The 12,929-nt window shown below is 69.6% G+C and carries 12 protein-coding genes; 2 read left to right on the top strand and 10 right to left on the bottom strand.

The genetic code is table 11. The annotated features are described in order from the left end of the window. Positions 1-11 precede the first annotated feature (11 nt). The 7 genes from KEG38_RS09730 to KEG38_RS09700 form a co-directional block, all read right to left on the bottom strand. Complete coding sequence (locus tag KEG38_RS09730) at positions 12-779, bottom strand: energy transducer TonB (RefSeq protein WP_272418870.1); 768 nt, start codon at positions 777-779, stop codon at positions 12-14. A 93-nt stretch (positions 780-872) separates the two neighbouring features. Then, positions 873-1,580 (bottom strand): response regulator, encoded by a 708-nt coding sequence (locus KEG38_RS09725; protein ID WP_272418868.1) that lies wholly within the window; start codon positions 1,578-1,580, stop codon positions 873-875. 163 nt (positions 1,581-1,743) lie between these two features. Then, the gene (locus KEG38_RS09720) at positions 1,744-2,988 is read right to left on the bottom strand and encodes a PrsW family intramembrane metalloprotease (RefSeq protein ID WP_272418867.1); all 1,245 of its coding nucleotides are present in this window, start codon (positions 2,986-2,988) and stop codon (positions 1,744-1,746) included. 68 nt (positions 2,989-3,056) lie between these two features. After that, entirely contained in the window at positions 3,057-3,488 is a 432-nt protein-coding gene (locus KEG38_RS09715; RefSeq protein ID WP_272418865.1) for a hypothetical protein, read from the bottom strand. 68 nt (positions 3,489-3,556) lie between these two features. Next, a complete protein-coding gene (lolA, locus tag KEG38_RS09710) occupies positions 3,557-4,282 on the bottom strand; it encodes an outer membrane lipoprotein periplasmic chaperone LolA (protein WP_272418864.1) in 726 nt (241 codons plus the stop codon). Between the two features lie 78 nt (positions 4,283-4,360). Beyond that, positions 4,361-4,891, bottom strand: coding sequence for a crossover junction endodeoxyribonuclease RuvC (gene ruvC / locus KEG38_RS09705; RefSeq protein ID WP_272418862.1), 531 nt, complete (start codon positions 4,889-4,891; stop codon positions 4,361-4,363). Between the two features lie 10 nt (positions 4,892-4,901). Continuing rightward, positions 4,902-6,329, bottom strand: a complete 1,428-nt coding sequence (locus KEG38_RS09700) for an FAD-binding oxidoreductase (protein ID WP_272418861.1) — start codon at positions 6,327-6,329, stop codon at positions 4,902-4,904. A gap of 78 nt (positions 6,330-6,407) precedes the next feature. Here KEG38_RS09700 and KEG38_RS09695 point away from each other — a divergent pair, with 78 nt between their 5' ends. After that, the gene (locus KEG38_RS09695; protein WP_272418860.1) at positions 6,408-7,094 is read left to right on the top strand and encodes a cell surface protein; all 687 of its coding nucleotides are present in this window, start codon (positions 6,408-6,410) and stop codon (positions 7,092-7,094) included. A gap of 182 nt (positions 7,095-7,276) precedes the next feature. Beyond that, complete coding sequence (locus tag KEG38_RS09690; RefSeq protein WP_272418858.1) at positions 7,277-9,619, top strand: sensor histidine kinase; 2,343 nt, start codon at positions 7,277-7,279, stop codon at positions 9,617-9,619. On the opposite strand, the gene KEG38_RS09685 is transcribed toward KEG38_RS09690, so the two are convergent. The 3 genes from KEG38_RS09685 to KEG38_RS09675 all read right to left on the bottom strand — a co-directional run bounded on the left by KEG38_RS09685 (position 9,616) and on the right by KEG38_RS09675 (position 12,912). Next, positions 9,616-11,670: a YncE family protein gene (locus KEG38_RS09685; protein WP_272418856.1), complete on the bottom strand. Its 2,055-nt coding sequence runs from the start codon at positions 11,668-11,670 to the stop codon at positions 9,616-9,618. The two genes, KEG38_RS09690 and KEG38_RS09685, sit on opposite strands and share 4 nt — an antisense overlap. 17 nt (positions 11,671-11,687) lie before the next feature. Next, positions 11,688-11,867: a hypothetical protein gene (locus KEG38_RS09680; protein ID WP_272418855.1), complete on the bottom strand. Its 180-nt coding sequence runs from the start codon at positions 11,865-11,867 to the stop codon at positions 11,688-11,690. A 106-nt stretch (positions 11,868-11,973) separates the two neighbouring features. Then, a complete protein-coding gene (locus KEG38_RS09675; RefSeq protein WP_272418853.1) occupies positions 11,974-12,912 on the bottom strand; it encodes a hypothetical protein in 939 nt (312 codons plus the stop codon). Positions 12,913-12,929: the final 17 nt, after the last annotated feature.

The raw sequence follows: 12,929 nt of genomic DNA, 5'->3' as shown, positions 1-12,929 counted from the left end.
TGCCCGACGAACTAGGTCTTGATCTTGAAATTGAACCTTGCGTTCTGATACGTGGCCACGGGGCGGCCCTCGACCATGGCCGGCTTGAAGCGCCAGGTCTTCACGGTCGCGACCACGTGCGCGGCGAGCCGCGGATCCCCTCGCACCACGGTCACGTTCGAGACGTCTCCCGATTCGGTCACGACAAACCGTACGATGATCGTGCCCTCGACCCCCTGGCTCTTCAGGTCCTCGGGATAAGGAGGCTGCGGCTTCGATATCGGCGAAGGCGGCGTGCCGTCCTCGCCGAGGACGATGGGTCCCGCCGCTTTGGGCGGCGGAGGCGGCGGCGGTGGAGGCGGCGGGGGCGGAGGTGAGGGCGCTGCGGCCATTGCAGTGCCCGTTCCACCGGGTGTACCGCCCGAGCCCTCACCCGAGCCCTCGCCATAATCGTCGTCGCTCGCCTTTGCCTTGCTCGGATCCGCCTCCTTGGGCATTTCCGTCGGCACTTCCACGGGCACCGCGATCGGCTTGTGTTTCGGCCCGGGCGGCTCCGGCGCTTTGGGAGCCGCGTCCACGGGCGGCGGCGGAGGCGGCGGTTTCGGCGGCTCCACGGTGGGCGTGAGCTCGACGGCGACGACCTCCTCCTCCTCTTCTTCCACGGCGGGCGCGCTCGATTTGATCGTCGCCCCGACGACGCCGACGGCCGTGCAAATGGCAATCGCCGTCGCGTATCCGATCAGAAGCCTCTTGCCACGCCCGGGATCGGTCTCCCCGACGCTCCACGCCTCGAAGCCCATTGCCGTCTTTCCTCGGCCCCCACCTTGACGATCGTTCGTGACAACCTCGTGAACGTCGGGAAACGTTCACGTGCGCGCCGCATGACGCATTTTTCAATCGGGATGCGAGCCGGACAGATCGGGAGAACCGCCGAATCGATACCCGATCCCCCGCACCGTCTGCACGTAGTCGCCGGCAGGCCCGAGCTTGTCGCGCAGCCGCTTCACGTGCGTGTCCACCGTGCGGGTCGTGATATCGACATCCATGCCCCACACGCCCTCGAGCAGCGCGCCGCGTGTCTGGACGCGCTCGCGATTCTCGTAAAGGGCGAGCAGGAGCTTGAACTCGAGCAACGTGAGCTCGATCTCGACGCCGTCGACCCATACCCGGTGCGCCTCGTCGTCGATGCGCAGCCGGCCGAACTGGAGCACACGCCGCTCGGTCGTCCGCGCCTTCACCCGCCGCAAGATCGCCTGCACCCGGAGCAGGAGCTCGCGCACGCTGAAGGGCTTGACCACGTAATCGACGGCGCCGAGCTCGAAGCCGACGACGCGGTCGACCTCGTCGCCCCGCGCCGACACGATGACGACGGGGGTCTCGCGGGTCTCCTCGCTTTGCTGCAGGCTCCGGCAGACCTCGGTGCCCTGGATGTCGGGGAGCATCATATCGAGCAGGATGACGTCCGGGCGCCGCTCGCGCGCGAGCCGGATCCCCTCCTCGCCGCGCGCCGCGAGCAGCACCTCGTGCCCCGCCTGCCGGAAGTTGTAATCGAGCACCTTGAGGAGCGCGGGCTCGTCCTCGACGACCAGGATGCGTGCCATCGCACCCGTGTTTATCCTCTTCCTGTTACGACCCGATGAAGCCCGTGTTGCAGGTTGGCGGGAAAATGCGGCGTGCGTGACGAATTCGTGAATGCGACGTGTCGAAACGGCGAGGCGCGTCCCGCGCGTGACGAATTCGTGAATGCGACGTGTCGGGGGCTTTTCAGCGAGGAGCTTTGGCGAGGAGCGCGACGCGCAAGGTGGCGAGCTCGCGGCGGAGCGGGGCGATGAAATCGGCGCTGATGGTGCGCTTCTGCCCTTTCATCGCGCGCGCGGTGTGCCACTTGCTGAGCGCGAGCCGCGACGCGGCGCGGATGAACGCGCGCCCCTCGGCGCCGCGCCACGAGAACGTGCACTGGATGCGGCCGACGGGCGAGCAGACGAGCTCGAGCTCCTCGTTCGTCAGGTTGCCGATCAGCACCTCGTCGCGGAGGAATTGGCGGATCGTGCGGCCCTTGCGGATGACGAGGGCGATGATGATGCAGAAGAACATCGCCACGAAGAGCAACCAGAAGAGCAGCATGATGACGAACGCGTCGGGGATGACCGTGGGCACGAAGTTCCAGAGCGCGTGCAGGAAGACGCCCGCGAAAAACCCGCCGATCGGCGCGAGCCACCGCACCCACGTCTTGCTCGACTCGCGCGCGATGCCGAACCCGATGCCGGTCATCGACGTGTAGAGCGGGTGTCCCCACGGCGCGAGGACGCCGCGGAGGAAGAAGGTCGTGCCGAGCTGGTCGGCCATGTCCGCGCGGGCGTAATAACTGACGTTCTCGACCGCCGCGAACCCGAGCGCGCAGAATGTCGCGTAGATGATGCCGTCGACGACGCCGTCGAACTCGCGCCTTAGGAAGTAGAAAAAGCCCAGGATGGCGAGCCCTTTGAAGAACTCTTCCGAGAGCGGCGCGCTCATGACGGTCGTCACGAAATTGCCGACGGCGGGCCCGAACAGGCCCGCGAACACGATGTGCACGCCCGTGTTGATCATGCCGGCGAAGCCCGTCGCCACGACCGCGCCCCAGAGGAACGCCATCGCGAGGCACCACCACGGCTCGGGATCGTACCGATCGAGCACCATGGGCACGAAGAGGTAGAAGCCGAGCGGCAGGAACGCGAAGAGCGCGCCCTTCAGGACCGCCGACATCATCTGCCCCGGCGCCTTCGACAGGAAGATCTCGGCCAGCGTGAACAGGATGTTCAGCACGACGCCGGCGATCATGCCGAGGATCCAAATCGCGAGCCCCGCCGCGCGCCGGCGCTTGTCCGGGTCGGGCTCCGTGGTCACGGGAGGCTGGGGCGCGCGGTAGCCTTGCGGTGGATACGGCGCCTGGCCGGGATACGGAGGTTGCTGCTGCGGGTAGGGAGCGTGGCCGTAGGGCCCGGGCGGCGGTCCGTAGGGGTTGTTCATGGCGGAACGCCCGACACGAGGGCCGGGCGTTCGCTCATCCTACCGTCTGTGCCGCCGCGAGCGCGAGGTCAGTCGGCGACCTTCTGCTGGATCACCACGTGCGGCGAAGGCGAGGTCGGCGCGTTCTGTTGCTCGGCGCTCACGATGAGCTCGAAGCTCGTGAGCGGCACGGTCGCCGTGGGCAGCGAGCCCGTCCGCTTGTCCGTGTTGTACGCGAGCGACCCGATGCGCTGCCACTGGCTGCTCGAGTCCTTGCGGGCCCACACGACATACGCCGTGGCGCCCGGCATGAGCCGATCCGGGGGAGCGAGGTGCTCCGCCTCGATGCTCACGGTGGTCAGAACCGTGCTGCTGTTGACCTCGGCCACGATCTTCGCGTCGGCGTCGGGCGCGCGCGGCGTGCCCTTGGCCATGTATTCGAGCGGGCCGCCACACGCCGCGAAGAGCAGCGCAAAGGCGACCGAAAGCATCCCGCGACCCATCCAGCTATGCGCGTTCATCGCACCTCCAAGCACCTGTCGATCTACCAGACTTTCCGCCCCCTTGCATTCTTTCCGACGTCGCGAGCTCAGGGCTTGACGACGCGCGTGCCCGGCGGCGGCGTGAAGTCGAACTCGCCCTTGGGGACGGGCTGGTTGACGACGGGCGCGCTGAAGTCGAACCGGTTCTTGTTGCCCTGCGCGTCGAGGATGAGCACGCGGCGAACCTGGTTCGTCTGCGCGTCGACGTAAAGGAGGACCTTCTGGTAAGCGGGCGTCGCGTCCTTGGGCGTGCCCTCGAGCACGTATCCGCCCTCGAACTTCATCTGCGCGGCGTCGAGCAGCTTGAGGTTGAAATCCTTCACGAGCTGGCCCGTGCCCATCAAGAAAGCGAGCGCCGCCGGGTATTGCGAGTTTTTGACCGGCGTCTCGAACATCTGCTCGTTTTCTTTCTCGTAGACGCGGATCACCTTGCCGTCGGACACGACGCGGTTGCCGTTCGGCGCGTCGTACGCCCAGCTCATCTTGCCGGGCTTCTCGAAGGTGACCGTGCCCTTCGACTCCTTCTTCACGTTCTGGACCTTGATCGTATAGGTCTGCGCGAACGTGGCCTTGAAGGTCTTCGTGGAGTCGTAGAACGCCTGGACGCGGCGGCCGATCTCCTCGGCCGAAGGCCCCTTCGCAGGCGCCGCAGCAGGCGCGGCAGGCGCGGCGGCCTGGGTGTGGCCGTCGGTCGAGCAGAGCAGGAGAGCAGGGACCACCGCGCACGCCGCGAGGAGGGAGGGGATCGAGAGGAACCTTACCTTACGCATCATTTTCTTCCTGTTCCGCGTAGTTGGCCGGACCGAGGGTGCCGCGGGGTTGGACGCAGGGCGCCCCCAGGCGATGCAAGATCAAGGGACGTTCGCACGACGTCGACGCGGGCGGGCGGGCGCGGACGCGGCAAGGGCTGCCTGGAAACCGACGACGTTGCAGTGCGTGAGCGCGATGGCGAGGGCGTCGGCGGCGTCCGACCGAGGCGGCGTGCCGAGCCGGAGGATGGCCGTCACGACCATGGCCACCTGGCGCTTGTCCGCCGCGCCCTTGCCCGCAACGGTGCGCTTCACGAGCGCAGGCGGGTACTCGAACGTCTGGAGTGACGCGCGGGCGAGCCGGAGCAGGACGACGCCGCGCGCATGGCCGAGCTTGGCCGCGCTCTGCGCGTCCTTGGAGAAAAAGATGCTTTCGACCGCGGCGTGCGAGGGCGCGTGCGCTGCGATGACCTCGCCGAGGCGGTCGTCGATGTCGACGAGGCGGTCGGCGAAGGTGCCGTCGAGGTCGACGTCGATGACGCCGTGGGCGACATGCTCGACCCGCGTGCCGACGCGTTCGAGCACGCCCCACCCGAGGTGACGGCTGCCAGGATCGATGCCGAGGACACGCACGCGGGGCGTTCTAGCAGACCCCGTGGCCGCGGCGGGGGAAGATCTTGTGGGGGTTCAGGAGGTGCTTCGGATCGAAGACGGCCTTCAAGCGGCGCTGCAGCTCGATGAGCTCCGGGCCCTGTTCGAGCGGGAGGTACTCGGCCTTGGAGGTGCCGACGCCATGCTCGCCCGTGAGCGTGCCGCGCATGCCAACGACGGCGCGGAAGAGACGATCGAGGCCACGCTCGACACGCGGGCCAGCGTCGGGGTCGTCCCAGAGGAAGTTCACGTGGAGGTTGCCGTCGCCCGCGTGGCCGTAGGAGAGCATGCGGATCGAGGTCTCCTCGCTGATGCGATCGATCTCGCGAAGGAGGTCGGGCAGGCGCGTGCGAGGGACGACGACGTCCTCGGAGATCTTGTAGCGGGCCATCGCACGGGTCGCCGGGGAGAGGGCACGGCGCGCTTCCCAAAGGCGTTCGCGTTGCGCGGCGTCCTGTGCGACGAGGACGTCGAGCGCGCCCTCGACGACACACGCCTCGCCGATGCGCTCCATCGCGGCCTCGCACGAGGCGGGATCGCCGTCGACCTCGATGAGGAGGAGCGCGCCGGCGCGTTCATCGACAGGGACGCCGCGGGCGCGGACGGCAGAGAGGGCGCCCGCGTCGAGGAGTTCGAGGCAACGCGGGACGAGGCCTGCCGCGATGATGGCGGAGACGGCGCGGCCGGAGGCGAGCGCGGTGTCGAAGAGGCCGAGGAGCGTGGCGACGCTCGGCGGCTTTGGGATGAGCTGGAGCGTGGCCTCCGTGAAGACGGCGAGCGTGCCCTCGCTGCCGACGAGGAGGCTCGTGACGTCGTAGCCCGTGACGCCCTTGACCGTGCGGCGGCCGGTGCGAAGGCGCGTGCCATCGACGAGCAGCGCTTCGAGGCCGAGCACGTATTCGCGCGTGACGCCGTACTTGAAGGCGCGCGGCCCGCCCGCGTTCTCGGCGAGGTTGCCGCCGAGGGCGCACATCTTGAGCGAGTTCGGATCGGGCGGATAGAAGAGGCCCTCGGCCTCGACCGCGGCGTGGAAGTCGCCGAGGATCACGCCCGGCTCGACGACCGCGACGAGCTCCTCGCGATCGATCTCTTTGATGCTGCGCATGCCGAGCGTGGTGACGACGATGCCGCCGCCGACGGGCACCGCCCCGCCCGATTTGCCGCTGCCGGCGCCACGCGGGACGATCGGGACCTCGGCTTCGCTTGCGGCCGCGAGCGCGCGGAGAATGTCGTCAGGTGTCTCGGCGACGACGACCGCGTCGGGGATCACGGGCTCCTGATCGGACTCGTCGCCCGCGTACGCCTCACAGCCGTCGGGCGAGGTGATCACCTTCGAGGGCCCGAGGGCACGCTCGAGCAAGCGCCGCGCCTTGTCGACGGCGGCTGCGGAGGGTCGGGGGAAAGGCGCGCGACGAAGCACGATCGATTTCTAGTACGGATCTCGGGCCGCGGCGACGCTCCCCTTTGCACGCCCTGTGCGGCCTGGTATCGAGGGGCCGTGCATCGCGTCATGGTTGTCTTCCTGGGCGCGCTGGGCCTCGCCGGCGTGGGGTGTGGGGACGAGGGGCCCGCGAGCGAGGCGGGCACCACGAACGAGCCGTACGGCTGCTCCGCGGACGCCGCGCCGACCCGAGCGGCGTCGTGCGTGGTCGCGTTCGAGCCCGGCGATGACGCAGGGTTCGGTGAGGATCGGTTCCCCGAGGTCGTCTACGGCGAGCCGCTCGGGAACGGCACGACGTCGGGCGGGCTCGACGTGCTCTCGCTCGGCCGAGGCGGCTCGATCGTGCTCGGCTTCGGGGGAAACGCGATCATCGATGGCGAAGGCCCGGACTTCGTGGTGTTCGAGAATCCGTTCTACGTGTCGGACGACCCGAACAACGTGTACGCCGAGCTCGCCGAGGTCTCCGTGAGCGCCGAGGGGGAGACCTGGCACGCGTTCCCTTGCGCGGAAGACGCGAAGCCACCCACGGGATGCGCCGGGTATTCGCCGGTCTTCGCGAACGGCGATCTGGGCGTCTCCTCCCTCGATCCCAGCGTTTCGGGAGGTGATACGTTCGACCTCGGGGAGCTCGGGGTGGGCGAGGCTCGGTTCGTCCGCATCCGGGATCTCCAGGGCATCGGCGCGGCGCCGAATGCGGGATTCGATCTCGACGCGATCGCCGTCCTGCACCCCAAGGTGCCTTGACGACGAGCAGCCGGGCAGAGCTAAGTTGTTGCAGATCAAAGCATTCGGGCACGCGTCGACCGGTTGGCGGGTGAAACGGGTTGCGACGCGGAGAAGGCCAGCTTAGGAAGAGATCCCGGTAGCCGAGGGGCGCTGCGTCTTCGCAAGGCCCGCAGCTTCGTCGATGCCATCCCTCCCTCCGCATGCTGAATGCCGACGTCGAGCCACGCGAGCTGCCCATCGCAGCCCTGCGCGCCCTCTCCGAAGAGGCGCCCGATGTCGCGATCCGATCGATCCTGCGTGAGGCCGTGATCACCTCGGGCTTCGAGGTGGCCATCGCGTGGCGCCTCGATCGCGAGGCCTTCGTGCTGCGCTGGGCCGGGGCGTGGCAGGATCCGGATCGGCCCGTCGCGCCCGCGTTCGAGGCGGATTCGTCGCGGCGCACGTTCGGATACGGCGAGGGTTTGCCCGGGTTCACCTGGGCGCGCGGCGCGACGGCGTTCGTGCCCGAGCTCGCCGCCGAGCCGCTGTTCCTGCGCCGCGCGGCCGCGGAGCCCGCAGGACTCCGGACGGCGGTGGCGGTCCCGATCCACCTCGGCGGCGAGGTCATCGGGGTGCTCGAGCTCTACGATCGAAAGACGCGCGTCCCGGATGCGCCGGAGCTCGGGGTGATGGCCGCCCTCGAAGCGCCGCTCGCGCTCGGTCTCGCGCGCATCTCCGGCGCCGAGGAGCGAGGCCGCGTGGATGAATCGCTCGATCTCCTGCTCGACGCGGGGCAAGCGCTCGGGAGCGTGACGGAGCTCGGGTCGCGGCTCACGGCGGTGGCCTCGCGCGCAGCGCGCTGGATCCGAGGGTTTTGCCTGGTTCACCTGCTCGAAGCAGGCGGCGCGCGGCTCGCCGCGGTGGATCACGAGGACCCGGTGAAGTCGGCGCTCCTCCGGCAGCCGTGCATGCAAAAGAGCCCGGCGCTCGACTCGACGAAAAGCCCGCTCGCGCACGTGATGCGCAGCGGCGTGGCGCAGGTCATGCCCGAGGCGTCCGACGCGATGCTCGCCGCGACCATCGACGACGACGAGGCGCTCGCGGTTCTGCGCGCGGTCACCATCACGGCGGGGATGCTCGTGCCGATCGTATGGCAGGGGCGAGCGCTCGGGGCCCTCACGCTCGCGGCGAGCCGCAAGGAGCGGCGGGTCGTGAGCACGGATGTGAAGGTCGCCGAGGAACTCGCGCGAAGGATCGCGCTTGCCGTGGTGACGGATCGAGCGACGCGGGACGAGCGCGAGGCGGCGCAGGCAGCGCGCGCGGCGATGGATCGGACGAAGCGGCTGCACTCGATCACGCGGCGGCTCTCGCTCGCACTCACGACCGCGCAGGTGGCCGAGGTGGTCGTGGAGCAGGCGCGCACCGAGATGGGCGCGCATGCAGGCTCGGTGTGCCTGCTCGACGAGGATCGCGGGGCGCTCGTGGTCGCGCGTGCCGCGGGGTATGCGGGCAACATCGTCGAGCCCTTCCAGGTGATCCCGCTCGAGATGCGCGTTCCGCTCACGGACGTCGTACGGGCCCGCCAGCCGATCTTTCTCGCGACGGTCGAGGAGCTCCTCACGCGTTACCCGATCCTCGGCCAGGTGGAGCGCGAGCAGAAGAGCCTCGCCTTCGCGGCGCTCCCGCTCATCGCGCACGATCGCGTGCTCGGGGCGATCGGGCTCTCGCTCGCGGGGACACGGCGGCTCGACGAGGCGGAGCAGCGCTTCTTGGAGTCGGTGGCGGAGCACTGCGCGCAGGCGCTCGAACGCGCGCGCCTCTACGACGTCGAGCGACGCGCGCGGGAGGACAACGATAGGCTCTACCGTGCGTCGCAGGCGGCCGTGCGGGCGCGCGAGGACCTGCTCGCGATCGTGTCGCACGATCTCCGAAACCCGCTCGTCGCCATCAAGCTCGGCGCCACGCAGATCGGGCGGGATGCGGGGGATAACGCGCGGATCCTGAACAAGACCGCGCTCATCCTGCGCTCGGCGGACCGCATGGATCGCATGATCCGCGACCTGCTCGACGCCTCGCGGATCGAGACGGGCGGGCTCGCGCTCTCGGTCGGGCGCGAGGACGTGCGCGCGGTCGTGCGTGAGGCGATCGAGCACTTCAAGCCGCTCGCGACGCCGAAGGGGATCCAGATCGAGGAGTCGCTGCCGGACGAGGCGCTCTTTGCGCAGATCGATCGCGAGCGCGTGCTGCAGGTTCTGTGGAACCTCGTGGGCAACGCGATCAAGTTCACGCCCGAGGGAGGCCTCGTGACCCTGCGCCTCGCGCGGGAAGGAGCGCGCGTGCGCATCGACGTCGCCGACAGCGGGCCGGGCATCCGGAGTGATCACCTGCCGCACGTCTTCGATCGGTACTTCCACGCCGAGACGAACAAGGCCTCCGGCACCGGGCTCGGCCTCTTCATCGCCGACGGCCTCGTGCGCGCGCACGGCGGCACGATCCACGTCGAGAGCGAGCCCGGCGTGGGCACGCGTTTCTGGTTCACGTTGCCGCTCGAAGACGCGGCCTAGAGCAGCTCCAGGAACGCCCGCAGTGCCTCGCGCTCGCGCGCTTCGAGCCCCGACGCGCCCTCGGACGCGCCGTCGTGGAAGAACACGCCATCCGCGGCCCAGCGCGCCCGCGTCAGCAGATCCGCGAGATCCTTCGCCGCGCCGCTCGTCAGGTACGGGCGTTTCTTGCCGAGCCTGCGCAAGGACGGCACACGCGCGCCGCGCTCGTGCACGTACGGGACGACGCCCGTCTTCCGGTATTCGTTCGAGCCCCAAACGATCGGCCCCGCGGGCGTGAAAATCAGGCTTTCCCAGCGGTCGAAGGGCACACGACTGCCCTTCTCGTCGGCCGAGAGACGCGCCTCGTGGCAGCCCTCGCAGCGCGCCTCGAAGAGCTTCGCGCCCTCGTGCTCGAGCTCCGAGAACGAGGTTCGCCTCACGGTCGTCGGGTTCTGCCGGTGCGAGAAGCCCATGAGGAACGTCATGAGTGCGCGGCGAAGCGCGAGCGGCTCGATGACTTCGGCCTCCGATCGACCAAGCGCGGCGAGCACCGGATGCGTCCGGGCGTCGAGCGAAAACCAAGGCGAATGCCCGCTCCCCGCGCCTGCCACGCGGAACTCGGCGTGCGCGACCGAGGACAGATCCGGATCGAGCGCGCGCGAGAAATGCGGGCGATTGTTGAAGAGGCCGACGAGCGGCTTCGTCACGACACGCACCTCGCCCCGGCCCGTGTGATGGATGCGCCCGTCGACGTAGCCCTCGAAGTGGCACGTTTCGCAGGTGAAGCGGCTGTGCGCGTCCTCCGTGCCGTTCTCCGGGGCCATCAGCGTCGTGAAGAAGAGCGCCTCGCCGAGCCGCGCCTCCGGGCTCGGCGGCGCAGGGCCACCCCGATCCACGACGGGCACGATCGTCTCGCGTGGTTCGTCCGGACGCACGAGCACGAACGCATCGAGCAGAGGGTTCGCCCCGACGAACCCGCCTCCGGGCAGCGTCACGAGGTCTCGGATGCCCGGCACCGTGGGGCTCGTTTTCGCCGGGATGGCGAGCGTTTTCCCGCTCGCGTCGAACACGAGTCGCGCCGATGCCTCGCCGCCGTACCCCGTGACGAGCGCCGCGAGCGTGCCGTCCTTCTCCTTCGCGAGGTCGAGCGCCTTCGGCGTGACCACGCCGAGCTCGCCCACGTTCACCGCGGAGAGCAGCCGCGCAGCGCCGCGCTCGACGCGGTACAGGAAGACGAACGAGTCGATGTAGCCGAAGAACCCGCCCTTCCGATCGAGCGGCCGATCCTCGACGCCGCCCGCGAGCACGAACAGCCCCTCGCCGTCGGGCACCGCGGAAAAACCCCAGATCGGGCCGTCGTGGACGATGCGCGCTTCGCCCGCTTCCAGGACGCGACCTGTCTCGTCCACGGGCCGGATCACGAGCGCATGCGCGTGGAGCGCGTCGATCACGACGAACGAGCCCACGCGCTCGACGTGGATCGGCCCGCCGCCGATCGTCGCGACCTCTCCCTGCGTGTTTGGGACGTTGGGCCAGAGCGTGAAGAGCCGCCCCTTGTCCTCCTCGATCGCGTACACCGCTCCCTCGGGCCCCGCGGCGACGTCCCGCAGCCCCCGCGTACTCGTGACCAGGTCGTCGTACCTCCGCGCGAGGTACGGCGCGGTCTCCTGGATCTCGAACCACCGGACGCCAGCGTCGCGCTCGCCCACGACGAACACGCTGCGGCCATCGGGCGTCACCGCGAGCCCGCTCGGCGAAGCGGGCGCGGGCAAACGCGCGAGCTCCCGCATCGACGCGTCGAGCACCACGATCGCGTCCCGCCCGCGGAGCAGCGCCACGAACCGCTCGCCGCCCGGCAGCGCGGCGAGCGCGTACGGATCGGCGCCGAACGTGGCGTCGCTCGGCGGCAGGGCCGCGAAATCGGTCGCGGCCCTTCGCTCCGCCTCGTAGGCGCGCAGCGCCGGCAGCGGATCCGGATCGGCTGCGCTCGTCGCCTCGGCGGGCGGATCCTCCCGCTTGCACCCCGCGCCGAGCGCGAGGCCAAGGAGGAGCAGCGCGAGACGCCGGCGCATCACCCGCGCTTCGATTCCTACCAGCCGCCGCTCTCCCCCGTCGAGGCGGGCTTGGCCGCGGGCGCGGCGCTCGCCGCCGGCGCGGCGCTCTGCGCGGGCTTCGCCGCGGCAGTATCCGCCGAGGGTTTGGCTTGGTCTCCGCAACCGGCGAGGGCAAGCGCTGCAAGGGCGACGAGCACGAGCGACATGGCTTTCATGGGTCTTTCGGCCTCCTCGGACGGAGCGAAGCACGGCGAGCACGCGGTGCGAAGGGCGAAAAGCGCTAGGCGTGCGGCTGCGTACCCGCTCCGTGGAAATGCCCGCTCAGTGCCCGTGTCCGTGCCCGTGTTCGTCCTCGCCCTCGTGTCCGTGCCCGTGTTCGTCCTCGTCTTCGCCGCCGAGATCCCAGGCACGTGAAATCGAGATTTGCGCCATTCCCGGATAATTGAACGCCGCTGCGTCCGTCAGCCGCAAGACCCGCGCCCGCACGCTGCCTTCGAGCCTCCACGCAGGCGTGATCGCCCACGTCGCGCCCACGCCGACGAGCAGGTCGGTGCGCGCATTGAATCCTTCGAGCGCGTACGCGCCATTCCAGATCTCCGCGCTCTCGTGGGCGAGATCCACCGTCGCATACGGCGTGACCTTCCCTTCGAGCAGCGGCACGCCCACGCGCGCGCCGCCAAAAATGCGGGTCGGGGCGCGAAACCCCTGGTCATTCTCGTACACGCTGAAGAGCCCCAGCGCCGAGGCTGAAATCTCCACGGGATCCAGCGCATACGTGAGCCCGACGCCCACGATGGGGACAAACGTCCCCGTCCCGAGCTGTGTATGCTCGTGCCATTCCCCCGCCGCGCCGAGCCGATACGGATCCGGCTCCGTTCGCCCCAGCGGAAACGATAGTCCGAGCCGCGCCGCCGACGAGAGCTTGCCCGTGCTGCCCGAAAAGCGCGCGATGAGCCACGGATCCCCGGGCCCCACGATCGTCCGATCGTGATGGTGAATGTCGTCGGGGACGAGCTTCGGCGTGCCATCGAGCTCCGTGTACGTGGGATACGTATCCACGACGCGCAGCAGCAAACGCGCCTCGGCCGCGAGCCACGGCGTGATTTGGTACGACACGTCCGCCGTCACGTCCGTCATCCAGAGCGCCACGTGGTGGTGGTACGGCACGGGCGGCGGCGTCTCGGCGCACGCCGGCCCGAGGTCGGGGCACTCCGCGAGATGCCCCGCCGAACCGGCGAGCCCGGACGCACCCAGGCGCACTTCGAGCCTCCCGGGCT

This window comes from Polyangium jinanense (assembly GCF_028435265.1).
Lineage (GTDB): Bacteria > Myxococcota_A > Polyangia > Polyangiales > Polyangiaceae > Polyangium > Polyangium jinanense.
This window is presented reverse-complemented; position numbering and strand designations above follow the sequence as displayed.